This is a genomic window from Actinotalea solisilvae (assembly GCF_016464425.1).
In the GTDB taxonomy this organism is placed as follows: Bacteria; Actinomycetota; Actinomycetes; order Actinomycetales; family Cellulomonadaceae; genus Actinotalea; species Actinotalea solisilvae.
On the sequence record NZ_JADDKQ010000020.1, the window covers coordinates 64,383 to 90,899 of the forward strand.

The 26,517-nt window shown below is 74.6% G+C and carries 23 protein-coding genes; 14 read left to right on the forward strand and 9 right to left on the reverse strand.

Going from position 1 to position 26,517, the window contains the following annotated elements; genetic code table 11:
* The first annotated feature begins 34 nt into the window (after positions 1-34).
* Together JIG38_RS15585 and JIG38_RS15590 are read left to right on the forward strand one after the other, a co-directional pair.
* Positions 35-1,564 carry a CCA tRNA nucleotidyltransferase gene (locus tag JIG38_RS15585; RefSeq protein ID WP_199424738.1) on the forward strand — a complete coding sequence of 510 codons (1,530 nt, stop codon included), beginning with the start codon at positions 35-37 and terminating at the stop codon, positions 1,562-1,564.
* Between the two features lie 10 nt (positions 1,565-1,574).
* A complete protein-coding gene (locus JIG38_RS15590) occupies positions 1,575-2,090 on the forward strand; it encodes a pyrimidine dimer DNA glycosylase/endonuclease V (protein WP_199424739.1) in 516 nt (171 codons plus the stop codon).
* On the opposite strand, the gene JIG38_RS15595 is transcribed toward JIG38_RS15590, so the two are convergent.
* The 3 genes from JIG38_RS15595 to JIG38_RS15605 form a co-directional block, all read right to left on the reverse strand.
* Positions 2,087-4,045: a PKD domain-containing protein gene (locus tag JIG38_RS15595; protein WP_199424740.1), complete on the reverse strand. Its 1,959-nt coding sequence runs from the start codon at positions 4,043-4,045 to the stop codon at positions 2,087-2,089. The genes JIG38_RS15590 and JIG38_RS15595 overlap by 4 nt on opposite strands.
* 114 nt (positions 4,046-4,159) lie before the next feature.
* Complete coding sequence (locus JIG38_RS15600) at positions 4,160-6,316, reverse strand: SpoIIE family protein phosphatase (protein WP_307844971.1); 2,157 nt, start codon at positions 6,314-6,316, stop codon at positions 4,160-4,162.
* A 9-nt stretch (positions 6,317-6,325) separates the two neighbouring features.
* Positions 6,326-7,645, reverse strand: coding sequence for an MFS transporter (locus JIG38_RS15605; protein ID WP_307844972.1), 1,320 nt, complete (start codon positions 7,643-7,645; stop codon positions 6,326-6,328).
* 125 nt (positions 7,646-7,770) lie between these two features.
* Here JIG38_RS15605 and JIG38_RS15610 point away from each other — a divergent pair, with 125 nt between their 5' ends.
* A complete protein-coding gene (locus JIG38_RS15610) occupies positions 7,771-9,504 on the forward strand; it encodes a sensor domain-containing diguanylate cyclase (RefSeq protein WP_199424741.1) in 1,734 nt (577 codons plus the stop codon).
* 148 nt (positions 9,505-9,652) lie between these two features.
* On the opposite strand, the gene JIG38_RS15615 is transcribed toward JIG38_RS15610, so the two are convergent.
* Both JIG38_RS15615 and JIG38_RS15620 read right to left on the reverse strand, forming a co-directional pair.
* Positions 9,653-10,747 (reverse strand): inositol-3-phosphate synthase, encoded by a 1,095-nt coding sequence (locus JIG38_RS15615; RefSeq protein ID WP_199424742.1) that lies wholly within the window; start codon positions 10,745-10,747, stop codon positions 9,653-9,655.
* Positions 10,748-10,766: 19 nt separating this feature from the next.
* Entirely contained in the window at positions 10,767-11,396 is a 630-nt protein-coding gene (locus tag JIG38_RS15620) for a PadR family transcriptional regulator (protein WP_199424743.1), read from the reverse strand.
* A gap of 568 nt (positions 11,397-11,964) precedes the next feature.
* On the opposite strand from JIG38_RS15620, the gene JIG38_RS15625 reads away from it, so the two are divergent.
* From JIG38_RS15625 to rplI, 5 genes are all read left to right on the forward strand, one after another.
* Positions 11,965-14,364 carry a transglycosylase domain-containing protein gene (locus JIG38_RS15625; RefSeq protein ID WP_199424744.1) on the forward strand — a complete coding sequence of 800 codons (2,400 nt, stop codon included), beginning with the start codon at positions 11,965-11,967 and terminating at the stop codon, positions 14,362-14,364.
* Positions 14,365-14,570: 206 nt separating this feature from the next.
* Positions 14,571-14,861 (forward strand): 30S ribosomal protein S6, encoded by a 291-nt coding sequence (rpsF, locus tag JIG38_RS15630; RefSeq protein WP_199424745.1) that lies wholly within the window; start codon positions 14,571-14,573, stop codon positions 14,859-14,861.
* A 122-nt stretch (positions 14,862-14,983) separates the two neighbouring features.
* Complete coding sequence (locus tag JIG38_RS15635) at positions 14,984-15,496, forward strand: single-stranded DNA-binding protein (protein ID WP_199424746.1); 513 nt, start codon at positions 14,984-14,986, stop codon at positions 15,494-15,496.
* 80 nt (positions 15,497-15,576) lie between these two features.
* Positions 15,577-15,813 carry a 30S ribosomal protein S18 gene (gene rpsR / locus JIG38_RS15640; protein ID WP_034221340.1) on the forward strand — a complete coding sequence of 79 codons (237 nt, stop codon included), beginning with the start codon at positions 15,577-15,579 and terminating at the stop codon, positions 15,811-15,813.
* A gap of 13 nt (positions 15,814-15,826) precedes the next feature.
* Positions 15,827-16,279, forward strand: a complete 453-nt coding sequence (rplI, locus tag JIG38_RS15645; RefSeq protein ID WP_199424747.1) for a 50S ribosomal protein L9 — start codon at positions 15,827-15,829, stop codon at positions 16,277-16,279.
* 103 nt (positions 16,280-16,382) lie between these two features.
* Here the strand turns inward: rplI and JIG38_RS15650 are convergent, their stop codons facing one another.
* Both JIG38_RS15650 and JIG38_RS15655 read right to left on the reverse strand, forming a co-directional pair.
* The gene (locus JIG38_RS15650) at positions 16,383-16,787 is read right to left on the reverse strand and encodes a Rid family hydrolase (RefSeq protein WP_199424748.1); all 405 of its coding nucleotides are present in this window, start codon (positions 16,785-16,787) and stop codon (positions 16,383-16,385) included.
* 65 nt (positions 16,788-16,852) lie between these two features.
* Positions 16,853-18,157, reverse strand: coding sequence for an MATE family efflux transporter (locus tag JIG38_RS15655; RefSeq protein ID WP_307844973.1), 1,305 nt, complete (start codon positions 18,155-18,157; stop codon positions 16,853-16,855).
* Positions 18,158-18,574: 417 nt separating this feature from the next.
* Here JIG38_RS15655 and dnaB point away from each other — a divergent pair, with 417 nt between their 5' ends.
* Both dnaB and JIG38_RS15665 read left to right on the forward strand, forming a co-directional pair.
* Positions 18,575-19,957: a replicative DNA helicase gene (gene dnaB, locus JIG38_RS15660; protein ID WP_199424750.1), complete on the forward strand. Its 1,383-nt coding sequence runs from the start codon at positions 18,575-18,577 to the stop codon at positions 19,955-19,957.
* A gap of 76 nt (positions 19,958-20,033) precedes the next feature.
* Positions 20,034-20,576 carry a putative immunity protein gene (locus JIG38_RS15665; RefSeq protein ID WP_199424751.1) on the forward strand — a complete coding sequence of 181 codons (543 nt, stop codon included), beginning with the start codon at positions 20,034-20,036 and terminating at the stop codon, positions 20,574-20,576.
* Here the strand turns inward: JIG38_RS15665 and JIG38_RS15670 are convergent.
* A complete protein-coding gene (locus JIG38_RS15670) occupies positions 20,557-21,048 on the reverse strand; it encodes a VanZ family protein (RefSeq protein ID WP_199424752.1) in 492 nt (163 codons plus the stop codon). The two genes, JIG38_RS15665 and JIG38_RS15670, sit on opposite strands and share 20 nt — an antisense overlap.
* 154 nt (positions 21,049-21,202) lie before the next feature.
* On the opposite strand from JIG38_RS15670, the gene JIG38_RS15675 reads away from it, so the two are divergent.
* Together JIG38_RS15675 and JIG38_RS15680 are read left to right on the forward strand one after the other, a co-directional pair.
* Positions 21,203-21,793: a dienelactone hydrolase family protein gene (locus JIG38_RS15675; RefSeq protein WP_233405107.1), complete on the forward strand. Its 591-nt coding sequence runs from the start codon at positions 21,203-21,205 to the stop codon at positions 21,791-21,793.
* Between the two features lie 73 nt (positions 21,794-21,866).
* Positions 21,867-22,820 (forward strand): aminoglycoside phosphotransferase family protein, encoded by a 954-nt coding sequence (locus JIG38_RS15680; protein WP_233405131.1) that lies wholly within the window; start codon positions 21,867-21,869, stop codon positions 22,818-22,820.
* Positions 22,821-22,940: 120 nt separating this feature from the next.
* On the opposite strand, the gene JIG38_RS15685 is transcribed toward JIG38_RS15680, so the two are convergent.
* Entirely contained in the window at positions 22,941-25,151 is a 2,211-nt protein-coding gene (locus JIG38_RS15685) for a hypothetical protein (RefSeq protein ID WP_199424755.1), read from the reverse strand.
* A 124-nt stretch (positions 25,152-25,275) separates the two neighbouring features.
* Here JIG38_RS15685 and JIG38_RS15690 point away from each other — a divergent pair, with 124 nt between their 5' ends.
* Entirely contained in the window at positions 25,276-25,560 is a 285-nt protein-coding gene (locus JIG38_RS15690; protein WP_199424756.1) for a DUF2087 domain-containing protein, read from the forward strand.
* Positions 25,561-25,793: 233 nt separating this feature from the next.
* Positions 25,794-26,507: a DUF4241 domain-containing protein gene (locus JIG38_RS20360; RefSeq protein ID WP_199424757.1), complete on the forward strand. Its 714-nt coding sequence runs from the start codon at positions 25,794-25,796 to the stop codon at positions 26,505-26,507.
* Positions 26,508-26,517 lie beyond the last annotated feature (10 nt).

Below are 26,517 nucleotides of genomic sequence, written 5' to 3' on the forward strand. Positions count from 1 at the left end.
AGCGCGGCCCCGCCGTCTGGCACCCTGGTGTCCCGTGCCGACCTCCTCCGCGACCCCGCCTCCCGCCCCCGGCGCCGGCGCGTCCGACGCGCTCGCGGCGCTGCGGCGGCGCGCCCTCACCGTCATCGCGGAGCTCGCGCCGGCCGCGATCGAGCTGGGCGAGGCGTTCGCGGCGGCCGGCCACGAGCTCGCGCTCGTCGGCGGGCCGGTCCGGGACGCGTTCCTCGGCCGGGCGAGCCAGGACCTCGACTTCGCGACGTCGGCGTCGCCGGACCAGACCCAGGCGGTCCTGGCCGTGTGGGGCGACGCGCACTGGGACATCGGACGCGAGTTCGGCACCATCGGCGCCCGTCGCTTCGCACGCGGCGGCGCGCCCGACGTCGTCGTCGAGGTGACGACCTACCGCACGGACGAGTACGACCGCACCTCGCGCAAGCCCGTGGTCGCGTTCGGCGACTCGCTCGAGGGCGACCTCTCGCGGCGGGACTTCACGGTCAACGCGATGGCGGTGCGCCTGCCGGCGCTGACGTTCGTCGACCCGTTCGACGGCCTCGCCGACCTCGCGCGCGGCGTGCTGCGCACCCCGGTCACGGCCGAGCAGTCCTTCGACGACGACCCGCTGCGCATGATGCGCGCCGCGCGCTTCGTCGCCCAGCTCGGCTTCACGCTGCACGACGACGTCCGCACCGCGATCGAGCGGATGGCGGACCGCCTCTCGATCGTCTCGGCCGAGCGCGTCCGCGACGAGATCGTCAAGCTCATGCTCGCGCCGGACCCGCGTCCGGGCCTCACCGCGCTCGTGGACACGGGCCTGGCCGACGTCGTGCTGCCCGAGCTGCCCGCGCTGCGCCTCGAGATCGACGAGCACCACCGGCACAAGGACGTCTACCAGCACTCCCTCACGGTGCTCGCGCAGGCGATCGACCTCGAGACGGGCACGCACGAGCGACCCACCGGGCCCGTGCCCGGGCCGGACCTCGTGCTCCGGCTCGCGGCGCTGCTCCACGACATCGGCAAGCCCGCGACCCGGCGGTTCGAGGCCGGCGGCGGCGTGAGCTTCCACCACCACGAGGTGGTCGGCGCCAAGATGGCCGCCCGCCGGCTCAAGGCGCTGCGGTTCGACAAGGAGACGGTCCAGGCCGTCGCACGGCTCACGGAGCTGCACCTGCGCTTCCACGGCTACGGCGAGAGCGGCTGGACGGACTCGGCGGTGCGCCGGTACGTCACGGATGCCGGCCCGCTGCTCGAGCGGCTGCACCGCCTCACGCGGTCGGACTGCACCACGCGGAACCGGCGGAAGGCCGAGCGCCTGTCCTTCGCGTACGACGACCTCGAGCGCCGCATCGCGGAGCTGCGGGAGAGGGAGGAGCTCGCGGCGATCCGCCCGGACCTCGACGGCGAGCAGATCATGGCGGTCCTCGGCCTGCGCCCGGGACGGGAGGTCGGGGAGGCCTACCGCTGGCTGCTCGAGCTGCGCATGGAGCACGGCCCGCAGGACCCGGCGGACGCCGAGCGCGCGCTGCGGGAGTGGTGGGCGCAGCGGACGGCCGGGACCCCGGAGTGAGGTCCGGCGCGTGAGGCTCTGGTCGGTGCACCCGCGCTACCTCGACCGCCAGGGGCTCACGGCCGCGTGGCGCGAGGGCCTCCTCGCGCAGAAGGTCCTCACGGGCACGACGAAGGGGTACCGCAACCACCCGCAGCTGCGGCGGTTCCGCGTGGGCGACGTGCAGCCCGTCCCGCCGGGCGAGCCGCCGCTCGACCCGGGCGCGCCGGTCCTCACCTTCCTCCACGGCGTCGCCGACGAGGCCGTGCGCCGCGGCTACTCCTACGACCGCGGCCTGCTGCTCGGCCCGCCCGACGCCGAGCTGCGGCTCGAGGTGAGCGAGGGGCAGCTCGCGCACGAGTGGCTGCACCTGCGCCTCAAGCTCGCGCGCCGCAGCCCGGACGTGCTCGCGCGGTGGCGCGACGTCGGCCTGCCCGACCCGCACCCCCTGTTCGACGTCGTGCCCGGGCCGGTCGCCGACTGGGAGGTCGTCACCGACCTCACGGAGCCGCCCGACCCGGGCACCTCGGGAGCCGCGCGTCCCTAGGGCGTCCGCGCGACGAGGTCGTCGACGCGCACCGTGAACGGCGCGTTGGTGGTCGAGGACGACAGGTAGGCGTTGAGGCCCACCGAGCCTGCCGCCTGGAGCCCTGCCGTCGCGTCGGTCACCGACACCTGCCAGGTCGTCGGCTCGGGCGTGCCCGCGCGCCACACGCGCGCTCGCAGCGTGGTCGGGCCGGCCCCGACGGCCTGCGTCCGCACGAGCAGCTGCTCGCCCGTGCCCAGCGTCAGCCCCGGCACGACGGCGGGCGCGACCAGCGCCGTCTCCGTCGACCCGGCCGTCCGCGCGAGCCCGAGCGCCACGACGCCGTTGGTCCGCAGCCGGACGTTCGCCCGGTACTCGCCGATGCCGGCCACGCGCCGCGTGCCGACCGTGAGGTAGACACCTCCGCCGGTGACGGGCTTGTCCGTGCTCACCGCGAGCGCGAGGTCGGTGCCGGCGGACGTCGCGTCCGGCAGTGCCGCGTCGAGGGTCCGGCCCGCGGTCGAGAACTTGAGCTGCGCGGCCCCGCTCGCGACGGCGTACTGCGTCGTGCTCCCGCTCACGCGCCAGACGCCGCCGACGTCGGCCGTGCCGAGGCCCGTGGCGACGGTGCGGCCGAACGCGTCCGCCGCGAAGGGCGGCGCGGTCGCGGTGACGCTCACCGTGCGCGTCGCGGTGGCGGTCGCGCCGTCGTCGTCGGTCACCGTGAGGACGACCTGGCGCGTGCCCGCGGTCGCGTAGGTGTGCTGGACGGTCGCGCCGGTCGCCGTCGCGCCGTCGCCGAGGTCCCACGACCACGAGGCGACCGTGCCGTCGGGGTCCGACGACGCCGACCCGTCGAACGAGCACGCGAGCGCGGTGCACGCGGAGGTGAAGGACGACGTCGGCGCGACGTTGCCGCCCGTGGGCGCCGTGATCGTGAAGGCGTCGGTGAACGAGCCCCCGGTCGCGCGGACGAAGCGTGCGCTGAGGCTCGTCTCCGTGACGTCCATCGCGAGGACGCCCCACGTCGCGGTGGCGAGCCCGGACGACGCGGCGAAGTACGGCGCCTCGCCGTCGGCCGTGTCGACGGCCCGCTGCGACTGGCCGCCCGTGCCGACCGTCGCGAAGACCGTGCCCGCGCCCCGGACCATGGTCGCGTCGGCGTCGGCGACGCAGTCGGTGTCCGCCGTGCCGGTGGCGAGCGAGGCGCAGCCCGGCCGCAGCGCGAGCTGGTGCGTGCGCTGGTAGAGGTGCTCGTGGCCGTTGAGCACCAGGTCGACCTTGGTGCTCAGCAGGAGGTCCGTGAGGTCGGTGCCCGGGTCGCACGAGTACTCGCCGAGGGACACGCACGGCTTGTGCAGGCTCACGACGACCCAGGGGACGCCGTCGGCCCGCGCGTCGGCGATCGCGGCCGCGGTCCACTGGTAGCGCGGCGTGCCGGCGCTGTAGTCGTACGTCCCGTCGGGGAAGGTCAGGGCGGGCGAGATCGCGATGAGGCGCACGAGCGGGTCGGCCGCGGGGACGTCCACGTACCACTGGCGTCCGTAGGTCCCGACCATGCCCGGGAGCTGGTTGGGCAGGCACGCGGCGAACTCGTTGATGTGGCCGTCCTGGCCGTTGGACTCGTGGTTGCCCGCGACGAGCTCGAACGGGAACCCCGCGCCGACGTGCTCGGTGACGAGGTCGCACCAGGCCTGCTCGCCGCCCGGGTCGCCGTAGGAGAGGTCGCCGAGCGCGATGTTCGCGTCGGGGGCGAGCGACGCCGTCGTCGTCAGGACGGCGCGCGTGTTGGCGTTCTGGGCGTAGTCGCCCGCGGCGGTGAGGGTGACGGTGCCGGGCACGCCGGCCGCGGCGACCGGACCCGCGGCGGGCGCGCTGCCGCCCGGCGAGCCGGAGGGCGCGGCCGTGAGGACGGTGACCCCGAGCGCCACGAGGGCGAGGACCGTCGCGGGAGTGCGGGCGCTGCGTCGAGCCATGACGACCTCCGGGCCTGGGGAGCCCCCCTTGCCGCCTGTCCTACCGCAGAAACGGACAATGCGGAACGCCCGTGCCGGTGTCGATCTTCCCCGGGCGTCGCCGGCCGGGCCGGGTCAGGCGGTGGTGCGGCGGACGACCAGGACGCAGACGTCGTCCTCCTGCGCGTTCCCGGTGAGCACGTCGACGAGGTGGTCGCACACGCCCTGGGCGTCGAGGCCGTCCGGGAGCGTCTCGAGCGTCGCCCTCAGGTCGTCGAGGCCCTGGCGCAGCGCACGGTCGCGCCGCTCGACCAGCCCGTCCGTGTAGACCACGAGCACGGCGCCCGGCTCGAGCTCGACGACGGCCTCGACCGGCTCCGGCGCGATCGTCGCGACCCCGACGGGCGTCGTGAGCGCGCCGTCGAGCGCCACGACCGTGCCGTCGGCGGCGCGCAGGAACGGCGGCGGGTGCCCCGCGCGGCTGTAGCGCAGGGTGCTGCCCTCGAGGCGCAGGTACACGCACGTCGCGACGTCGGCCATGCCGAGGCCCTGGACGAGCTCGTCGAGGCGCGCGACGACGCTGCCCGCGTCCTCGCCGGACCAGGCGTAGGAGCGGAGCACGGACCGCAGCTGGCCCATGGACGCCGCAGCCCGCAGGTCGTGCCCGACGACGTCGCCCACGGCGAGGCCCACGGCGCCGTCGGGCAGCGGGAGGACGTCGAACCAGTCCCCGCCCACCTGCGACCGGTGCATCGCGGGTACGTACGCCGCGGCGACGTCGAGCCCCGGCACGTCCGGCAGCGCGGGGAGGAGGCTGCGCTGGAGCGTGAGGGCGGCGTCCTGCTCGCGCTGGTAGAGGCGCACGTTGTCGAGGCCGAGGCCCGCACGGTGGCCGATGTGCGCGGCCGTGATGACCTGCTCCTGGGTGAAGCCGTCGGTCGCCGCGTCGACGAGCGTGAGGACGCCGAGCACGCGGTCGCGCGCGCGGAGCGGCACGACCATGGCGGAGCCCAGGCCCAGGCGCTCGAGCAGGGCGAGCTGGGTCGGGGTCGTGCGGCCCGGGAGCGAGGCGATGTCGACGGGGAACGGCGCGGCGACGTGCGTCGCGTCGCTGCGCAGCGCCCGCCGGACGACGCGGGACCGCGTGAGCCAGCCGACGTCCTCGTGCTCGAGCGCGGCGGCGTCGTCCGCGTGCTCGGGCTCGCGCGAGACGATGTGCAGGCGGTCGAACTGCCCGCGGTCGTTGGTCACGGCGACGAAGCCCCACGTCGCGAGGCGGGGTACGGTGATCTCCGCGAGCGCGCGGACCGCGGCGGTGTAGTCGAGGTGCTGCGCGAGCTCCTGGCTCACCTCCGCCAGGAGCTGGAGCCGGCCGCTCGCGACGCGCACCTCGTCGAGGGCCGCCTCGCGCGCGAGCTGGGCGTGCACGCGCTCGGTGACGTCGGCCTGGATGCCGACGTGGTGCGTCACGTTGCCGTCGGCGTCGACGACGGGGCTGATGACCACCTGGTTCCAGAACGGCGTGCCGTCCTTGCGGTAGTTGAGGAGGGTGTCGGCGATGGTCGTGCCGCTGCGGAGCGCCTCGCGGATGCGGTCGACGACGGCCGGGTCGGTGTCCGGGCCCTGGAGGAAGCGGCAGTTGGTGCCCAGGACGTCGGCCGCGCTGTAGCCGGTCACGCGCTCGAAGGCGGGGTTGACCCAGATCAGCGGGTCGTCGGGCTGGTGCGGGTCGGAGATGGTGAAGGAGAGGTCGCTCGCGATGGCGGCGCGCGCGTGGAGGTCGTCGCCGAGCTCCTGGAGCGCGTGGACCTCGGGACCCTCGCGGAGCGGGAGCAGGATCACGAGGGCCCGGCGCGCGAGCGGCGCGGGCGCGTCGACCAGCGGCACGCCGACCACCCAGAGCGCCTCCCGCGGCGCCGACGTGTCCGACGCGCGCTCCGCGCTGATCTCGATGCCGCGCGCGGGCGTCCCGCCCGCGACCGTGCCGAGCGTCCGCAGGCCCTCCTCGAGCGGGACCCCGTCGGCGCTGTGCAGGCCCGCCGCGCGCGACCACTCGGCGAGCGGGACGGGCAGGTGCAGGCCCGGCGCGAGCTCGGTCGCGAGGAGGTTGGCGAACACGACGGTCCCGGCGTCGAGGTCCACCAGGAGCGTCGCCGCGGGGCGGTCGTTGAGGACCTCGGCGACCGTCGTGGGGGCGTGGTGACCGCCCGACGGTCCGGCGACGATCGGGATGGCCACGGGAGCCGGCAGGGCCTCGCCCGACGCCGGCCCGGAGACGGTCACGTCAGGCACACGCCGATTCTAGGCGAGCGGCGTCGCACGGTCGTCGGTGCGACGCCGGGGCCCGCCGAGGCGCGCGACGCCCGCGTGCAGCGCGGCAGCCGTGAGGACGTACGCCACGGCCAGGGCGAGGAAGGCGGGCCGCGACCACCCCGTGTCGGGCAGCACGGCGGCGGCGAGAGCGGCCGCGCCGACGAAGGCCGCGTTGTACAGCACGTCGTAGAGCGCGAAGGCGCGCCCGCGGAAGTCGTCGTCGGTGTCGCGCTGGACGATCGTGTCGACGGCGATCTTGGTGCCCTGCGCGGCGAGGCCGAGCAGCGCGGCGCCCACGAGGACGGCGGTGCGCTCCACGGTGACCGCGAGCAGCACCTGGCTCGCCGCGCCGACGCCGAGGCACAGGACGATCCACCGCTCGGGCTCGACGCGCTCGTGGGCGACCGGGGTGAGCACGACGGCCGCGGCGAACCCGATCGCGGTCGCGGCGAGCACGAGCCCGAACGCCTGCAGCCCGGCCGCGCTGTCCCGGGGGTCGGCGAGGAGGTTCCGCGCGATGAGGATGCTCGCGATGAACGTCACGCCGTAGACGAACCGGTGCGCGGTCATGACGCCCAGCGCCATGGCGGGGGTGCGGCGGGCGAGGAGGTGCCGCGCGCCCGCGCCGAGGCCGGCGGCGACCTCGCGCAGCCGTGCGAGCATCTCGGTGCCGCCCGCCCGGTGCGTCGGGCCCAGCTGGTCCGGCCCGAGGCGCAGCGCGAGGGCCGAGGCCGCGGCGAACAGGAGCGCGGCGCCGACGAGGACGACCGCGTCGTGCGCCGGGCCCTCGGGCGCGACGACCCCGCCCACGAGGCCGAGCGCGCCGCCCACGCCGGCGGCGGCCGCCCCGAGCGTCGGCGTGATGGAGTTCGCCATGAGCAGCTGGTCGCGCGGGACGACGCGCGGCAGCCCCGCCGAGAGGGCGGACAGCAGGAAGCGGTTGACCGAGAGCGTGACCAGCGTGAGCACGTAGACCGCGGGCCCGACGCCGACGCCGACGAGCAGGCCGGCGAGCACGAGCGTGAGCACGACGCGCACCGCGTTCCCGACGAGGAGCACCTGCCGGCGCCGCCACCGGTCGAGCAGCACACCGGCCCACGGCCCGACGACGGTGAACGGCAGGAGGAGCACCGCGAACGCGGTGGCCACCCCGGACGCCGTCGTCATCCGCTCGGGGGCGAAGAAGAAGAGCGTCGCGAGCCCGACCTGGAACATGCCGTCGCCGGTCTGGGACACGAGGCGGACGGCGAACAGCCGTCGGAAGCCCGGGTGGACCGCGACGACGCGCAGGTCACCGAGCACGCTCACACGGGCAGGGTATCGGCCACGTCACCCGCCGATTTCCTTGAAGGCGCACGTGGTCGGCCGATCCGACTCCCGTGAGAGGTGACCATGGAACGCGCGCGCGCCGGGAGGCGGGCCCGAGCGGGATCGTGAGCGAGCTGCGCCGCAGCCACGTCGCGCTCCTCACCGCGCTCGCCGCGATGCTCGCCGTGTCCGTGCTCTCGTCGCTCTACCTGCTGCTCGTGACCGAGCCCGCCGTGGTGCGCTACACGAACCTCGCGCGCGACGCGCGCCTCATGCACGAGGCGATGCTCGACCAGGAGACCGGCCTGCGCGGCTGGGTCGCGACGGACGAGGAGACCTTCCTCGAGCCGTACCTCGACGGTCACGCCTCCGTCCTGCTCACGAGCCGCAGCCTGGTCGCCGCGACCCGCGAGGACGCGACGCTGGGCCCGCGCGTCGACCGGACCGTGAGCGCACGCGAGGCGTGGCAGGTCTGGGCGGACGACGTCGTCCTCGGGCGCACCCGGCTCTCCAGCCTCACCACGGGCGCGACGGTCTCGGTGCTGCTCGAGGGCAAGACGCTGTTCGACGCGTACCGCGCGTCCTACGACGCGACGACGGGGACCATCGTCGCGGAGCGCGACCGCGCGCTGGACGCGCAGCGCCTCGCGCTCGTGGTGAGCATGGCCGCGGCGGTGCTCACGGTCGCCGGTGCGGGGGCCTTCGCCGCGCGCCGCCGGCGCCGCCTGGTCCGGGCCGTCGTCCAGCCGGTCGCCGAGGTGCTCACCACGATCGACGCGCTGCGCGGCGGCGACCTCGACGCGCGCGCGCCGCGCACCGGCCTGTCGGAGCTCGACGCGATGGGCGAGGCGCTCGGTCACCTGGCCGCGGACCTGCGCTACGCGGGCGAGCTCGCCGCCGCCCGGGAGGAGCGGCTCGAGCTCCTGGCCGACCGGCTCGCGAGCGTCGTCATGATCGCGCGCGAGGTCTCGGGCAGCACGAGCGTGCGCTACGTCGCCGAGTCCGTCGCGTCCGCGGCCGCGGCGCTCCTCGAGGCGCCGACCGCCCTGTGGGTCCGCTCCGACGACGGCGTCCTGCGCGCCGCGAGCCGCAGCACCGACGAGCACGGCGTCGTCCCGCCCGGGGACGTCCCGGTGCCCGAGGCGGTCGCGACGTGCGCGGCGGACGCGCGCTGGGTCCTCGCCGACGGCGGCCGGGCACACCCCTTGCTGCTCGGCGGTCGCGTCGTCGGCGTGCTGCACGTCGCCGGCGAGGTCGCCGAGGCCGACGCCGACTCGGTCGACGTGCTCGAGGCGCTGCTCTCGACCGCGGCGGCGGCGCTCGAGTCCGCGCGCCTGCACAGCACCGCGCGCGAGCAGGCGGACCACGACGCCCTCACCCAGCTGCCGAACCGCCGTCGGCTCGAGGGTGACCTCGCGGTCGAGTGGGAGCGTTCCTGCCGCTACGACCGCCCGCTGAGCGTGCTCATGGTGGACCTCGACCACTTCAAGCGCCTCAACGACGAGCACGGCCACCTCGCGGGCGACGCCGTGCTGCACGCGGTGGCCGAGGCGCTCGCGCGGGGCCTGCGCTCGACGGACACGGCCTACCGCTTCGGCGGCGAGGAGCTCGTCGTCCTGCTGCGCGAGACCGACGCGGCCCACGCCGGGCCGATCGCCGAGCGCGTGCGCGCGGCCATCGCCGACGTCGTCGTGCCGGAGGTCGCCGCGCGCGTCACGGCGTCGATCGGCCTCGCCCAGCGCACGCCCGACATGCTGGAGGCCTCCGACATGCTCGAGGCCGCCGACGCGGCGCTCTACACGGCCAAGCGCTCGGGCCGCGACCGCGTCGCGGTGGCAGAACCCACCCCGGCCTTCTGACCCCCGGCCGCCACCCGCCCGGAGCCCGTCGCGGAGGCTTCGGGTCACCATGTGTGCCGAACCCTCCGCGATCGGTCTCGGGGGTTCAGGTACGGCGAAGGCCCGGGCGACATGCGTGCCCGGGCCCTCGACCTTCGCTTCGTGCGGCTCAGCGCTCGGCGTCGCCCGCGATGAAGGCCTCGAGCTGCGCCCGGCCCTTCGTGTCCTCCATCTGGACCGGCGGCGACTTCATGAAGTACGTCGAGGCCGAGATGATCGGGCCGCCGACGCCGCGGTCCTTGGCGATCTTCGCCGCGCGGAGGGCGTCGATGATGATGCCGGCCGAGTTCGGCGAGTCCCACACCTCGAGCTTGTACTCGAGGTTCAGGGGCACCTCGCCGAACGCGCGGCCCTCGAGGCGGACGTAGGCCCACTTGCGGTCGTCGAGCCACGCCACGTAGTCCGACGGACCGATGTGGACGTTGCGGTCCTCCTTCTTGCCGGCGAGGGGGCCCTCGTCGATGTTGGAGGTGACGGCCTGCGTCTTGGAGAGCTTCTTGGACTCCAGGCGCTCGCGCTCGAGCATGTTCTTGAAGTCCATGTTGCCGCCGACGTTGAGCTGGTACGTGCGGTCCAGCACGACGCCGCGGTCCTCGAAGAGCTTGGCGAGCACGCGGTGCGTGATCGTCGCGCCGACCTGCGACTTGATGTCGTCGCCGACGATCGGGACGCCGGCGGCCTCGAACTTGGCGGCCCACTCCGGGTCCGACGCGATGAAGACGGGCAGGGCGTTGACGAAGGCCACGCCCGCGTCGATGGCGCACTGCGCGTAGAACTTCGCCGCGTCCTCCGAGCCGACGGGCAGGTAGCAGATGAGGACGTCGGCGCGGGTCTCGCGCAGCTGGGCGACGATGTCGACCGGCTCCGCGTCCGACTCCTCGATCGTCTGGGAGTAGTACTTGCCCAGGCCGTCGAGGGTGTGGCCGCGCTGGACCGTCACGCCGAGCGGCGGGACGTCGGCGATCTTGATGGTGTTGTTCTCGCTGGCGCCGATGGCCTCGGAGAGGTCGAAGCCGACCTTCTTCGCGTCGACGTCGAACGCCGCCACGAACTCGATGTCAGACACGTGGTACGGGCCGAACTTCACGTGCATCAGGCCCGGGACCCTGGCCTCGGGGTCGGCGTCCGCGTAGAAGTGGACGCCCTGCACCAGCGACGCGGCGCAGTTGCCGACGCCCACGATGGCGACGCGGATCGAACTCATCTCGCTCCTCGGTTCTCTCTCAGTGCCGGGGCGCCGGGGCGCCGTCGGCGGTGTCGGGTCCGGCCGGACGGCCGTCCCCCTCGGTCGTGCCGCGGCGGGTGCCGCGCTCGTTGTCGATCAGCCCGTCCAGCCACCGGACCTCGCGCTCGACCTGCTCCAGGCCGTGGCGCTGGAGCTCGAGCGTGTACTCGTCGAGGCGCTCACGCGTGCGCACGGCGGACTGGCGGACGTTCTCCAGCCGCTCGGTGAGCCGCGTGCGGCGTCCCTCGAGGATGCGCAGGCGGGTCTCGGCGTCGGTCTGCGCGAAGAACGCGAACCGCACGTCGAAGTGCTCGTCCTCCCACGTCGTCGGGCCGGAGCTCGCGAGGATCTGCGCGAGGTGCTCCTTGCCGTCGGCCGTGAGCTCGTAGACGATCCGGGCGCGCTTGCCGCTCAGCGCGTGCGGCGGCGGCGTCTGCGACGCGTCCGTCCCCACGATGAGACCGCGCTCGACGAGTCCCTTGAGGCACGGGTACAGCGACCCGTACGACAGGGCGCGGAACGAGCCGAGCAGCAGGTTGAGCCGCTTGCGCAGCTCGTACCCGTGCATGGGCGTCTCCTGGAGCAGACCGAGGATGGCCAGCTCGAGCACGTCGGAACGACCGCGCACGTGGACCTCCCCTCGCCTGCCCGCCGCCCGTCCCCGAGCCGACGTCGGCTCCGATGGAACGGGTGGATGTATCGAACTGATACATCGGGACTGTAGGTCGCGAGGTGTCGGGGAGGCAAACGCCCGGTGATGTGACGCGCGTCACGCGGCGCCGCGCCGCAGGGCGCCCAGGCCGCTGGTCGACGCCGGATGTCCGCAGACCGCGCACACGTGCGCACACGGGCTCCACGACCCCGCGCCCATACTGGACGGGCCCCGGGAGCGGCGGTTGCCTACCCTGGGCAACCGCAGCGCCCCCCGTTGCGGCCTGCACGTGCGGCCCGCACCGCACCCGCGCGTCCGCAGCACCGCACCACCCGAAGCGTCCTCGACCGGAAGGCACAGCGTGGCACCGGCCAGCACTCCCCCCTCGCGCGGCTCGTCGCGCCCGTCCGGCCAGGGCGGCCCCACCCGCCGCAGCGCCTTCGGGTCGACGGGAGCCACCCCGGCCGCCGCGCCACGCACGCGCGCCGCCGCCGGCACGACGGCGGCTGCGAGCCGTGCCGCGGCGCCGCGCCGACGCGGGCTGGTGGACTACCCGCGTCACGGCAAGAAGGGCGTGCGCCGCTGGCTGCCCTCGTGGCGCCTGGTGCTCGGGACGTTCCTCACGGTCGCAGCGCTCGTCGTCGGCGGCTTCGTCTACCTCTACACGACGACGGAGATCCCGGAGCCCAACGACTTCGCGGACGCCCAGACGACCGTCGTGTACTACTCCGACGGCTCGACGCCGATGGGCGAGTTCGCGGAGCAGAACCGCACGATCATCGAGGGCGACACCATCCCCGAGCACGTCAAGGCCGCCGTCGTCGCCGCGGAGGACCGCAGCTTCTACGAGAACCCGGGCATCAACCCGGCCGGCATCGTCCGTGCGCTCTGGAACAACCTGCGGGGCGGCGACCAGCAGGGTGGCTCCTCGATCACGCAGCAGTACGCCGAGCGCTACTACTTCGAGGACACGGTCAAGGACTACCGCGGCAAGCTCAAGGAGGCGCTGCTCGCGATCAAGCTCGACCGCGCGCAGGACAAGGACGAGATCCTCGCCAACTACCTCAACACCATCTACTTCGGGCGCGACTCCTACGGCATCGAGGAGGCCGCGAAGGCGTACTTCGGCGTCCCCGCCGCGCAGCTCGACGTCGCCCAGGCCGCGCTCATCGCCGGGATCATCCCCTCGCCCAACAACTGGGACCCGCGCTTCGACGCGGAGAAGGCCGAGCAGCGCTGGGAGTACGTCGTCGACGGCATGGTGACGACCGGCGCGCTGACGCAGGCCGAGCGGGACGCGCTCGTCTTCCCGCAGACGGTCGAGTACTCGCCGACCGACACGTTCGCGGGCCCGCAGGGCTACCTGCTCGACATGGTCCGCACCGAGCTCCTCGACTCGGGCGCCGTGACCGACGACGAGCTGCGGATGAACGGCTACCGCATCATCACGACCATCGACTACGGCCTCGAGCGCATGATGATCGACACGGTCGCGACGCTCCCGCCGGACCACGCGCCCAACCTCCGCACCGCCATGGTGTCGCTCAACCCGCAGGACGGCTCGATCATGGCCCTGTACGGCGGGCCCGACTACCTGACCCAGGCGCGCAACCAGGTGATGCAGGACTCGGCCCAGGCCGGCTCGACCTTCAAGCCGTTCACCCTCACCGCGTACCTCGAGGGCGGCGGCTCGCTGAAGTCCCGGTACGTCGGGCCGGACGACATGGAGATCCCCGGCTTCGACGACCCGGTCAACAACTTCGGCAACGCCGACTTCGGCAAGATCGACCTCGTCGAGGCGACGGCGCAGTCCGTCAACACGGTCTACGCGCAGATGAACGTCGAGATCGGCCCGCCCGAGACGGCGCGCGTGGCGGAGGCCCTCGGGCTGCCCGACGGCGTCGAGGAGGTGCCGTCCAACACGCTCGGCGTGACGACCGTCCGGCCGATCGACATGGCGCAGGCGTACAACACGATCGCCGCCCAGGGCATGCGGTACGAGCCGTTCATCGTCCGGCAGGTGCTCCACCCCGACGGCAGCGAGGCGTACGTCGGCTCGAGCGCGGGCGAGCAGGTCGTCGCGCCCGAGATCATGGCGGACGTCACCTACGCGATGAGCCAGGTCGTCGAGGACGAGGACGGCACCGGGAAGAAGGCGCAGGCCGTGGGCCACCCCGTCGCCGGCAAGACCGGCACGTCGACCTCGAACAAGTCGGCGTGGTTCATCGGCTTCACGCCGCAGCTCACGACGGCGGTCGCCCTCTACCAGGTGGGCCCCGACGGCGGGCAGGAGGACATCGCGACCTTCGGCGGGTACGGCCAGATCACCGGCGGCTCGGTGCCGCTCGACCTGTGGACCACCTACATGACGAACGCGATGGCCGAGCGCGAGGTCGTGGAGTTCCCCGAACGGGCCGACGTCGGCGAGCCGAACACGCCGCCGCTCGTCGCGGTCCCCTCGGTCGTGGGCCAGGCCGAGCCCCAGGCGCGCAGCGCGCTCGAGGCCGCCGGGTTCGGCGTCGAGGCGACCACCGCGAACGACCCGTCGGTGCCTGTGGGCGCCGTCGTCAGCCAGAGCCCCGGCGGGGGCGCCGAGGCCGAGCAGGGCAGCACGGTGACGATCGTCGTCTCGGGCGGCCCGGGCACGGCGGCCGTGCCGAACGTCGTCGGGCAGGACGGCGGCGCCGCGCAGGCCGCGCTCCAGGGCGCCGGCTTCGGCGTCGCGGTCCAGCAGGCCGAGAGCGCGACGGTGGCCGCCGGCCTGGTGATCAGCCAGAGCCCGGGCGGCGGCGGCCAGGCCGCACCCGGCTCGACCGTGACGATCGTGGTGTCGACCGGACCGCCGGCCGCGCCCGGCGGTGGCGCGGGCGGCGGTGGCGGGGGCGACGGGACCGGCGGGATCGGCGGCGTCGGGCCCGGCCTGCCCCCGGCTCCCGAGGGCTGAGCCCCTGGGGCCCGGCCCCGAGGGAGAAGCTCGCCGGAGGGCGCCCGTCCACAGCGTGGTCGGGCGCCCTCCGGGCACCCGGTAGCATGGGGGGTTGCTGCCCGGAGCTGCACGGTGCCATCACCGCGACCGCCCGGGCGCTGACGCACAACCCTCCTGTCACGGAGAGACCGTGACCGCTGAGTCCACAGGAGGTGGGTAACCGCATGCGTCGTTACGAGATGATGGTCATCCTCGATCCCGACATCGAGGAGCGCACCGTCGCCCCGTCCCTCGACAAGTACCTGTCCGTGGTCACCACGGCCGGTGGGACGATCGACAAGGTCGACATCTGGGGCCGGCGTCGCCTGGCCTACGAGATCGCGAAGAAGGCCGAGGGCATCTACGCCGTCGTCGACTTCACCGCGGAGCCGGCCACCGCCAAGGAGCTCGACCGCCAGCTCGGCCTCAACGAGGCCGTCCTGCGCACCAAGGTCCTGCGCCCCGACGCTCGCTGAGCACCGCCGGGCACCTCGCCCGGCGCCGTCGCCCACGGCTGATCGCACCACCCCGCCGCGCTCGCGGCGGACGCACCGCCGCACGACCCACCGCACCGATCGCACCGAGACAGGGAGCTGGCATGGCTGGAGACACCGTCATCACGGTGGTCGGGAACCTCACCGGGGACCCGGAGCTGCGCTTCACCCCGTCGGGGGCCGCCGTCGCGAACTTCACGATCGCGTCGACGCCCCGGCAGTTCGACCGCCAGACGAACGAGTGGAAGGACGGCGACACGCTGTTCCTGCGCTGCTCGATCTGGCGCGAGGCCGCGGAGAACGTCGCGGAGTCGCTCACCAAGGGCACGGCCGTGATCGCCCAGGGCCGGCTCGTCCAGCGCTCGTACGAGACCCGTGAGGGCGAGAAGCGCACGGTGGTCGAGCTCCAGGTCGACGAGATCGGCCCGTCGCTGCGTCGCGCGTCGGCCAAGGTCACCCGCGCCCAGCGCTCGGGTGGCGGCGGCGGCGGCTTCGGCGGTGGCGGCGGCCAGTCGAGCGGCGGTTCCTCCCAGGGCGGCGGCGGGTTCGACAACGACCCGTGGGCCACGCCCGCACCGTCGGCCGGCGGCTCGTTCTCGGACGAGCCCCCGTTCTGACACCCCAGACCTACCCCATCCCGGGTCGCGCGGCCTCACGGCCAGGCGGATCCGGGCTCCACAGCTGAAGGAGCACCACGATGGCGAAGCCCGTCGTCCGCAAGCCCAAGAAGAAGACCAACCCGCTCAAGGCAGCCAAGATCGACGTCGTCGACTACAAGGACACGGCCCTGCTGCGGAAGTTCATCTCCGACCGCGGGAAGATCCGTGCCCGCCGCGTGACCGGCGTGTCCGTCCAGGAGCAGCGCGCGATCGCGCGGGCCGTCAAGAACGCGCGCGAGATGGCCCTGCTGCCGTACTCGAGCTCGGCTCGCTGAGAGAGGCTGACCCATGGCAAAGCTCATCCTGACGCACGAGGTGACCGGCCTCGGCGCCCCCGGTGACGTGGTCGACGTGAAGGACGGGTACGCCCGCAACTTCCTCCTCCCCCGCGGCCTGGCGACCGGCTGGTCCAAGGGCGCCGAGAAGCAGATCGCCGGCATCCGCAAGGCCCGCAAGGCGCGCGAGATCGCCTCGCTCGACGAGGCGAAGGCCGTCGCCGACCGCCTGCGCTCGAACCCGGTGACCGTCGCGGTCAAGGCCGGCGAGTCCGGCCGTCTGTTCGGCGCGGTCACCACGACGCACATCGCCGAGGCTGTCGCGGCCGCGGGCGGCCCGACGATCGACAAGCGCAAGGTCGAGATCGGTCAGCCGATCAAGTCGGTCGGCTCCTACACGGTGCAGGTCCGCCTGCACGACGACGTGTCGGCGCAGATCGACGTGCGGGTCGTCCCGCAGGCCTGACCCGCCGCAGCACCACCTCGAGGCCCGGTCCCCCGCGTGGGGCCGGGCCTCGCTGCGTCCCCTCGCACGACGGCGGCCCGGCGCACGACGGCACGACGCCGGCTCAGCGCACGACCGCGGCGACGGCGCTCGCCTCGACGAGGGCGCCCGGCACGGCGAGTCCGGAGACGACGGCCGCCGTGACGAGCGGCGGCGCCCCCTCGCGCGCGAGCGACGGTGCCGCAGCCGCGTACGCCGCGCCCACGTCGACGCCCTGCGCGAAGAGGATCGTCCAGCTGACGACGTCGGCGAGCGTCGCGCCCGCGGCGGCGAGGGCGGTGGCGACGTTCTCCATGACCCGGCGCGTCTGCGCGGCGACGTCGTCGCCGCCGACGAGGGCGCCGGTCGCGTCGACGGCGTTCTGGCCGCCCACGTGGATGGTCGTCGCGCCCGGCGGGACGACGGCGACGTGGCTGAAGGCGGGGCTGGAGACGAGCCCGTCCGGTCGGAGCAGGGTGATGGTGTCCATCACGCCACGGTAGGCGCGCCCACCGACACCCGTCAGGCCGGTCTCCCGCCGCGTGCGGCCGGCGCCTACGCCCCCGTGCGCATCCACCGCGTCCCACGGGCGCGGAGCCCGGTCGTCACCGCGCGTGCCGCCATGAACAGGCCGGCGAACGCGACCCACGACCACGCGAGCGCGCCGGCGCCGTCGGGAGCGAGGACGCGCACCGCGAGCGCCGCGGGCGCGTACACCGCGAGCGTCACGAGGCCGACGACGGCGAGGTACCGGCCGTCGCCCGCGCCGATGAGCACGCCGTCGAGCACGAAGACCCAGCCCGCCATGGGCAGCGTCACCGCGACGACGACCAGCGCGACAGCGACCGCGGACCGCACGTCGGCGTCGCGCGTGAACAGCGGCGCGATCCACCACCCGGCCGCGCCCAGCACGACGCCGAGCGCCGCACCCGCCCCCACGCCCCACTGGAGCGTGCGCCGCAGGACGTGGCGCGTCCGGCCGACGTCGCCCGCGCCGAGCGCCTGGCCGACGAGCGCCTGCGCGGCGATCGCCAGCGCGTCGAGCGCGAAGGCGGCGAGGCCCCAGAGCGCGGCGACCACCTGGTGGCCGGCGAGCGTCACCGTGCCCAGACCCGCGGCCACCCACGCGGCGAGGAGGATCGCCGCGCGCAGCGAGACCGTCCGGACGACGAGCGGCGCGCCCGAGCGCAGGCCGGCGCCGAGGCCGGCCGCGCTCGGCGCCAGCGCGACGCCCTCACGCCGCGCACCGCGCGCGACGACGCCGGCGAGCGTGAGGCCCATCGCGGTCTGCGCGACGGCCGTCCCGAGCCCAGACCCGGCGACCCCCATGCCGACGACCAGCACGAGCGCCACCGAGAGCACGGCGTTGAGCACCGCGCCCGCGGCGGCGACCACGAGCGGCGTGCGGGTGTCCAGCATCCCGCGCAGCACGCCGGTCGCGGCGAGGACCACGAGCATCCCGGGCAGGCCGGGCGCGGACCAGCGGAGGTACGCGACGGCGTGCGGCACGACGTCGGGCGGCGCGCCCAGCGCGGCGACGAGCGCGGGCGCCGCCACGACCAGCGCGAGCGCCAGGAGGGCGCCGATCCCGGCGCCCAGCCACAGGCCCTCGACGCCCAGGCGCAGCCCGTGCGCGCGCCGTCCCGCCCCGAGGTTCCGGGCGACGTCGGCGGTGGTCGTGTAGGCGAGGAAGACGCAGAGGCCCACGAGCGTCGTCAGGACGGTGCCCGCGAGCGCGAGGCCCGCGAGCTGGGGCGTGCCGAGCACGCCGACGACGGCGGAGTCCACGAGGACGAACAGCGGCTCGGCGACGAGCGCGCCGAGCGCGGGCAGGGCGAGGGCGAGGACCTGGCGGTCCACGGAGCGGTCACCGCGACCAGGGCTCGGGACGTCGTGTCCATCAGGTGAACGATCGGCCAACGAGTTCCTGTCCACAGTCGGTGCACGGAGAAGGTGGTGCTCAGCGGCGGTTCCCACCGCGGTTCCCACGGTATCCACAGTGTTGTCCCCGGCCTGTGCACAAGCGCGCGGCGCACCGTCCACAGGCCCTCCACACGGTTGCCCACAGGACCCAGGTCCCGCGCTTTGGGGACACGCCCGGGTGGCCCCTAGCCTCCCCGGGAGAGCAGGACGAGGTTGGGCGTCGGGGGCGCGACGGGTGGTGGCCGCAGGGCCACGGCGGGTGTCGGCGGCGTGCGATAGAACGTCAGTTCGACACGTACGCGAAGGCCGACGGCTGCGGCATGCAGCCCTGGAGTCAGGGAGTGGTGGACCCGGGTGAGCATCGACGAGCTCGAGCAGGGGCTGCGGGGAGCGCCCTCGGGCAACCCCGGGTTCGACCGGACGCCTCCGCAGGACATCCCGGCGGAGCAGAGCGTGCTCGGCGGCATGATGCTCAGCAAGGACGCGATCGCCGACGTCATCGAGCAGCTCAAGGGCGTCGACTTCTACCGCCCGGCGCACGAGCTGGTGTACGACGCGATCCTCGACCTCTACGGCCGCGGCGAGCCGGCCGACGCCGTCACGGTCGCCGCCGAGCTCACCAAGCGCGGCGAGATCTCGCGCATCGGCGGCGCGCCCTACCTGCACACGCTGATCTCGATGGTGCCCACGGCGGCCAACGCGGGCTACTACGCGCGCATCGTCCGCGAGCGCGCGGTGCTGCGCCGGCTCGTCGAGGCGGGCACGCGCATCGTCCAGCTCGGTTACGCGACCGACGGCGGCGACGTCGACGACATCGTCAACAACGCGCAGGCCGAGGTGTACGCGGTCACGGAGCAGCGGACCAGCGAGGACTACCTCCCGATCGCCGACATCATCAACGGGACGATGGAGGAGATCGAGGCCGCGGGCAGCCGCGGCGACGGCATGGTCGGCGTGCCGACCGGCTTCATCGAGCTCGACAAGCTCACGAACGGCCTGCATCCCGGCCAGATGATCGTCCTCGCGGCGCGACCCGCCATCGGCAAGTCGACGCTCGGGATCGACATCGTGCGGTCGGCGTCGATCAAGCACCAGATGACGTCGGTGATCTTCTCGCTCGAGATGAGCCGCAACGAGATCACCATGCGCATGCTCGCCGCCGAGGCGCGCGTGCCCCTGCAGAACATGCGCAAGGGCACCATGCGCGACGACGACTGGCAGAAGCTCGCGTCGACCATGGGCCGCATGTCGCAGGCGCCGCTGTTCATCGACGACTCGCCCAACATGTCGCTCATGGAGATCCGGGCCAAGTGCCGGCGGCTCAAGCAGCGCCACAACCTCAAGCTCGTCGTCATCGACTACCTGCAGCTCATGAGCTCGGGCAAGCGCGTCGAGTCCCGCCAGCAGGAGGTCTCGGAGTTCTCGCGCGCGCTCAAGCTGCTCGCCAAGGAGCTCGAGGTGCCGGTCATCGCGATCTCGCAGCTCAACCGTGGCGCCGAGCAGCGCACCGACAAGCGGCCGCAGATGAGCGACCTGCGTGAGTCCGGGTCGATCGAGCAGGACGCCGACATCGTCATCCTGCTCCACCGCGAGGACGCCTACGAGCGCGAGTCGCCGCGCGCGGGCGAGGCCGACCTCATCGTCGCCAAGCACCGCAACGGCCCCACGGACACCATCGTCGTCGCGTTCCAGGGCCAGTACGCGCGGTTCGTCGACATGGCACCCGTGGGGATGTAGCGGGTCCGGGGCCGGCCGCCCGACGGCTGTCGCCCCGGCTCTACGGATCCGCAGTCCGCTCGAGAAGGAGGTCGGTGTGGTCTCGCCCCAGGCGCTCAGCGAGGACGACCGGCGGACCGTCGCCGCGTGGGCGGCGGACTGCGCCGAGCGCGTCCTGCCGCTGTTCGAGGTCGAGGCGCCCGACGACGACCGTCCGCGGGACGCGATCGCCCGCGCCCGCGCGTTCAGCCGCGGCGAGCTGCGTGCGGCCGACGAGATCCGTCAGCGCTTCGTCGCCGGCCGTGCTGCCAACGCGGTCAGCTCGTCCGCGGCGGTGGCCGCAGCCAGGGCGGCGGCGCAGGCCGTCGGCGTCGCCCACATGGGCGCGCACGCGCTGGGGGCGGCGGCCTACGCCGCCAAGGCCGCCGGCCTCGCGCATCCCGATCGCGCGAGCGCCGTCGACGACGAGATCCGCTGGCAGCTGCACCGCATGACACCGGCGACCCGCGCGGCGCTGCAGCGGCTGCCCCTGCTCGGCCAGGACTCGGCGGGTCCGCTCGGGTCCGGGCTGCTGGCGTCCGGGGTGCTCGGGACCGTCATCGAGAAGATCCAGGCGGACCTCACGGCCGAGCGGCCCTGAGCGCCGGACGCGCGAGGCGTAGCGCCACCGCCGCGAGCACCGTGCCGAGCAGCGCGCCGAGGGTGTTGGCGAGCCAGTCGTTCGTCGAGCAGCTCCGTCCGAGACCCGTCGCGAACGCCTGGAGCACCTCGAGGAGCAGGGACGCCCCGCTCGCGGCGAGCAGGACGACGAGCGGACGCCGGGTCAGGACGCCCGCGAGCAGCGCCACGGGGACGAAGAGGACGACGTTGGCCATGACCTCGACCGCGCCGAGCGTGGGGACCGCCCACTCGACCGCGCAGCCGACGGCGAGCTCCCGACCGGTCGGGACGAGCGTGAGCGCCGCGACGGCGACGAGCGCCAGTGCCAGCAGCAACCGCGTGACGCGCGGCCTCGGGGCGAGCCACGCTCCGACGACCGGGCCCAGGACGACGAGGGCGAGCAGCGCCGCCGTCGTCAGCCAGGGGCGTTCGACGAGGGCCGTGGACAGCACGCACGGACCCTACCCGGGTGCGCGGTCCACGCCGCCGGGTGCCCGACGGCCGTACCGGCGCGTGGGAGCAGGAGCCGGCGATCGACCGTGTCGGCGCGGCGCTCTACGTTGGCCGTACGTCCGCACGACGATGCCGACACCACGGAGCGCAGCGATGGCCGAGATCGTCCTCTTCCACCACGTGCAGGGCCTCACGGACGGGGTCCGCGAGTTCGCCGAGCGGCTGGGGGTGGGCGGGCACACGGTCCACACGCCCGACCTCTTCGAGGGCGCTCGACCCGCGACGATCGACGAGGGCGTCGCCTACGTCCAGGGCGCGGGTGAGGAGGCGCTCGCCGCGCGCGCCGACGAGGCCGTCTCCGCCCACCCGGACGCGACGGTGTTCGCCGGCTTCTCGTGGGGCGGCGCCACGGCGCAGCGGTACGCCCAGACGCGCGCCGGCGCCCAGGCCGCCCTGCTTTACGAGTCCTGCCTGCCGATCACGGGCGACTGGGCGATCGGCCCGTGGCTCGACGGCGTCCACGTGCAGGTCCACGGCATGGACGGCGACCCGTTCTTCGCGCTCGAGGGCGACATCGACGCGGCGCGCGAGATCGTCGCGGCCGTCGGACCCGACCTGGCCGAGCTCTTCGTCTACCCGGGCGACGCGCACCTCTTCACCGACAGCTCGCTGCCGTCGTACGACGCCGACGCGACCGCGCTCGTCCTCAAGCGCTCGCTCGGCCTCCTCGACCGCCTCGGCTGAGGGGCGCCGGCGGGGCCGGCGCGGAATCGGGGGGACACGCGGCGGCGGCCGCGGCAGGCTCGCCCGCGTGACGATGCACGAGGGCGAGGTCCCGGTCGACGCCGACGTCGTGCGCCGGCTCCTCGCCTCACAGCTGCCCGCGCTCGCGGGCCTGCCCGTCCGCGAGGTGCGCTCGACCGGGACGGTCAACGCCGTCTACCGGCTCGGCGACCACCTGTGCGTCCGGCTGCCCCGGCTCGCGCACTGGCAGGACGCCCTCGACCGCGAGACCCGCTGGCTGCCCGTGCTCGCCGCACGCCTGCCGCTCGCCGTCCCCGAGCCGGTCGCCGTCGGCAGGCCCGACGACGGCTACCCCCACCGGTGGGCGGTCTACCGCTGGATCGAGGGCGCGACGTACGACGACGGCTCGGTCGCGGACGAGGTCACGGCCGCGCACGACCTCGCCGCGTTCGTGCGGGCGCTGCGCACGCACGACGTCGTGCCTGACGCGCCGCGCACCGGCCGCCGCCCGCTGCGCGAGCTCGATGCGCCGACCCGCGGCGCGCTCGACGAGATCGCCGCGACGGCGGGCGCGCGTCCGGAGGTCGCCCACGCCGACGACAGCGGGACGCGCGCCGACGCCGGCACCCGGAGCGCCCACGTCGACGTCGCCGCGGCCCGCGAGGCGTGGGACCTCGCGCTCGAGGCGCCCGCCTGGGACGGCGAGCCTGTCTGGGTCCACACCGACCTGCTGCGGCCCAACCTGCTCGTCCGCGACGGCCGCCTCGCGGCCGTGCTGGACTTCGGCGCCGTCGGGGTCGGCGACCCGGCAGCCGACGTCGTGCCGGCGTGGAGCGTCCTCGGACCCGACGGCCGTGCGGCGTACCGGCGCGCGCTCGACGTCGACGACGCGACGTGGGCGCGGGCGCGCGGCTACGCGCTGCACCAGGCGGCGCTGATCATCCCCTACTACCGCGTGACGAACCCGGGGTTCGTCACCACGGCGGTCCGGACCGTCGCCCAGGTGCTGCAGGACCTCGCCCACTGAGCGCGGCAGGCGGTCGGCACGGCACCGCCGCCGGACGAGGGCGACGGGCCCCCGCGGTGTGCGTCCGCGAAGACCCGTCGCCCCCGGGTCGCGCGCGACCCCCCGACCGCGCGCGACGCCTCACTCGATGCAGAACCCGACGTCGACCGCGACGGTCCGCCCCGTCCAGGTCGAGTTCACGACGGCCCGGTCGGACACGCCGAGCCGCAGCACGTAGCCGCACGGCTTCAGTGCGCTCGTGTCGAGCTGCCACGTCGAGCCGACCGGCGCCTCGGACGTGCTCAGCGGGACCGACGTCGTCAGCGCACCCGTCGGCAGCGCCGTCGGCAGCAGGCTGAAGCCCCAGCTGCCGAACCACTCGTCGCGGGCGTCGAACGTGCCCAGGACGACCATGCCCTGCGTGAACTTCCCGCAGCCCTGCTGCGCGATCTGGGCCGGGTCGAACTCCAGGTGCGCGGCGTTGGCCGGGTCGACCGACGCGGCGTTGAGCGTGTTGTCGAGCTGGACGCGCTGTGAGTCCACCGCGCCCGGGCCGCCGACCTCGAGGGTGACCTCCCAGAGGTCGTCGCCGCTCGTGTCGACGTAGCCGAGCGTGCCGAGCGTGTTGGCGCTCCACACCGGCCACGTCGTCCAGCCGCCGCCGCCCGGCGTCACCCAGGACCCGAAGCCACCGCTGTCCACGACGAAGAACGGCGTCGTGACCGGCGAGGGCGCGCCGCCCGCGGTGACGTCCCGCACCATGAGGCGGTAGGTCGAGCCGGCGAGCGCCGGGTCCGTCGGCCCGTGGACCGTGACCCGCCCGGCGAAGGGGCAGCCGCGCGGGTCGAGCGCCGCGCCCGTGTAGGCGAGGTGCGCGACGGGGAGCGTGACGCCCGTCCCGGGGTGGATCTCCTGCGTGGCGACGCCACCGACGATCGTCATGCGCGCGACACCGTCGTACGGGCGGCCCGGCGGGACGTGGACGTGGGTGTCGAGGCGGTTGCCCCAGTGCGGCACGGCGTCGGGATCCGTGGTCGACGGCGGCGAGCCCCATGAGAGGACCGCGCGCACGCGGTGCACCCCCGGCTCCGTGCAGAGCCGGCGGTACCTGTCGAGCTCGATCGGCAGCAGCGCGGCGTAGGACAAGCCCGACGACGGCATCGTGATGTAGTCGTGCGCCGCGACCTCGACGGTGCCGAGGTAGGTGTAGCGGCAGTCGTCGCCGAAGTCGGCCCAGAAGGCGACGTACTCGGTCGAGCCCGCGCTGCACGGCGGGCCGGAGAAGCCCGTGGGCCGCTTGACCCGGTACGTGGCGACGAGCTGCGCCGAGGCGGCGTCGAGACCGACGCACTCGAGCTCCTCGTACGTCGTGTTGCCCTGGCCGTCCTCGAGCTGGCCGAGGATCTCGCCCCAGTCGATGCCGAGCTCCTTGTACGTGAACGACGCCTGCGCGAGGGCGGACGGGGTCATCGCGCCCGAGATCGCGACGGCGGCCTCGGTCGCCGCGAAGCGGTGCGGCGGCACGGGGTCGAGCGCGAGCTCCGCAACCTTGCGGTCCGTCGCGCGCTCGGCGAGGGCCGTGAGCTTCTCGGGCGCGTAGGCGCGGGCGAGCACCCGGGCCGAGCGCGGCGTGGTGACGGAGACGCGCGGCGGCAGCGGCTGCGGGTTGAGCGCGACGGGCCCGATCGGGTCCGGCTCGGGCATCGGGATCGGCAGACCCTCGGCCTCGACGAGGTCGTCGAGCACGGACGGGTCGATCTCGAGCTTCGGCTTGAGGACTTCGACGATGTCGTGGGGGAAGAAGAACCGGCGCGGGCGGATCTGGACCGTGTCCTCCTGGACCTCGCCCCACACGGGGATGAAGTCCGGGTCGCCCGGGGTCGGCTGCTGCTCCCACGAGAGGATCGCGCGCACGCGCGGCAGCACCGGCACGAGGCAGAACTTGCGCAGGGGCGTGAGCACCACGCCGACCGCGTGCACGATCGGGTGGTCCGGCTCGCCGGTGCAGTCGCGACCCGCGGGCAGGTCGAACGCGCGTGCGGCGCCCGCGCCGGCGTCGACCCAGCCCGAGCCGAAGTCGACGTAGAAGCGGACCCACTCGGTCGAGCCCGGGGTACACGGCCCGCCGCTGTAGCCCGCGGAGCGCTTGATGACGACGGTCGCCTCGAGGCGGTCCCGCTCGGGGCTGTACGAGACGCAGCCGAGCGCCTCGTAGAACGTGTCGCCCTGCTTCTCCTCGTTGACGGGGAGGTTGCCCGCGAGGCTCGCGGCCCCGAGGGTCCCGAAGTGGTTCGGGTTCGCCGCGATCAGCCGGCGGAACCTGGCCCGCGACGGCTCGATGTCTGCACGCATGACGTCTCCTCGGTGCTCGGCGCGGGCAGGTGCCCGCACCCGGAACGAGGGCGTGCGCGTCCGGTTTGTGACGGTCCGGGCGTGGACGGCCGCGAGCCGCGGGGCGCCTGCCTACGCTGGGCCGATGGCGACGCCGTCGGACTCCGCGGAGCGCTTCCTCGTGAAGGGCCGGGTCGAAGGCCTCCCGCGACGCCGCGTCGACCGCGACCTGCTCGTGCGCTGGGTCGCGTCGCGGCTCCTCGAGCTCGACGAGCCCGTCACCGAGCGTGAGCTCACCGACCGGCTCGCGGACCTCGCACGCGACCCGGTCGGCCTGCGGCGCGAGCTCGTCGACTCGGGCCTCGTCACGCGCACGCGCGACGGCGCGGAGTACTGGCGCACGCGGGTGACGGAGTTCGACGACCTCTGAGGCCTGCGCACCGCCGCCGGACGGTCGGCGGCTCCTGCCACACTCTGCTCGTGCTCAGGTCGCTCACGCTCCGGTCGTCGTCGCCCCCTGTGACCGTCCTGGTCGCGAGCGTGCTCCTCGCCCTCGCCGGATGCGCGACCGGCTCCGCGCCCTCGCCGGATCCCGGCGCCGCCGCTCCAGCGTCCGGCCCTGCGGCGAGCCCGGAGCCGGTGGGGTCGAGCCACGCGGGACGGGTGCCCTCCTTCACGCCCTGCGGCCGTGCACCGGCGGACGCGAGCCGCACCCACCTCGTCCCGAGCCCGCTCGACGAGTCGGACCGCGCCCGGGCGGGCGGGTGGGCGGACGTCATCCCCGACGGCCGGGTCGTCGTGGAGGCCGCCACCGAGCTCGACGTGCGGGACGGGGTGCTCGGCGCGGGCAACGGGTACGAGGCGTCGACCGGTCGACCGCTGCGTACGGTCCAGGTCGCCGACACCACCGTGCCGGCCGCGCCGGTGAGCCTTGCCGTGCTGGACAGCCCGAGCTCCGGCCGACGCGTCGCCTTCGTCGAGATCCGCCTCGACCCCGCGCCGCCCGCGCGGTGGGCCGCGGAGCCCGATCTGGGCATCGTCACCGACGGGGGCGACGGCGGGTTCGTGGCGCTCGGTGCAACGCCGACGGAGCTGGACGACGCTGCCGCCGCGGCTGCGGTCGACGCGTCGTTCGGCGCCTTCTTCCCGGACGAGGACGACTCCTCGACGTGGAACGAGTGCCTGGTGCGCTCGACCGAGGGCCAGGCCGACGGGGTGCTGTTCTCGACCGGTTGGGGCGACGGCGTCTACCCGACCTACCTCGGTCTCGACGCCGACGGCGACGTCGTGAGCGTGGTCCTCTTCGGCGGCGTGCTGCCCTGGAACCTCAGCGGTCTGCCCGGCGAGGCGCCGCCCGCCGACGAGGTCGGTCCCTAGCCGCTCGCGC

Coding starts and splice junctions, on each gene's coding strand:
- JIG38_RS15595 (WP_199424740.1), bottom strand. CDS start 4,045: ATGGCTCGACGCAGCGCCCGCACTCCCGCGACGGTCCTCGCCCTCGTG.
- JIG38_RS15615 (WP_199424742.1), bottom strand. CDS start 10,747: ATGAGTTCGATCCGCGTCGCCATCGTGGGCGTCGGCAACTGCGCCGCG.
- rpsF (WP_199424745.1), top strand. CDS start 14,571: ATGCGTCGTTACGAGATGATGGTCATCCTCGATCCCGACATCGAGGAG.
- JIG38_RS15635 (WP_199424746.1), top strand. CDS start 14,984: ATGGCTGGAGACACCGTCATCACGGTGGTCGGGAACCTCACCGGGGAC.
- rpsR (WP_034221340.1), top strand. CDS start 15,577: ATGGCGAAGCCCGTCGTCCGCAAGCCCAAGAAGAAGACCAACCCGCTC.
- rplI (WP_199424747.1), top strand. CDS start 15,827: ATGGCAAAGCTCATCCTGACGCACGAGGTGACCGGCCTCGGCGCCCCC.
- JIG38_RS15650 (WP_199424748.1), bottom strand. CDS start 16,787: ATGGACACCATCACCCTGCTCCGACCGGACGGGCTCGTCTCCAGCCCC.
- JIG38_RS15675 (WP_233405107.1), top strand. CDS start 21,203: ATGGCCGAGATCGTCCTCTTCCACCACGTGCAGGGCCTCACGGACGGG.
- JIG38_RS15680 (WP_233405131.1), top strand. CDS start 21,867: ATGCACGAGGGCGAGGTCCCGGTCGACGCCGACGTCGTGCGCCGGCTC.
- JIG38_RS15685 (WP_199424755.1), bottom strand. CDS start 25,151: ATGCGTGCAGACATCGAGCCGTCGCGGGCCAGGTTCCGCCGGCTGATC.
- JIG38_RS15690 (WP_199424756.1), top strand. CDS start 25,276: ATGGCGACGCCGTCGGACTCCGCGGAGCGCTTCCTCGTGAAGGGCCGG.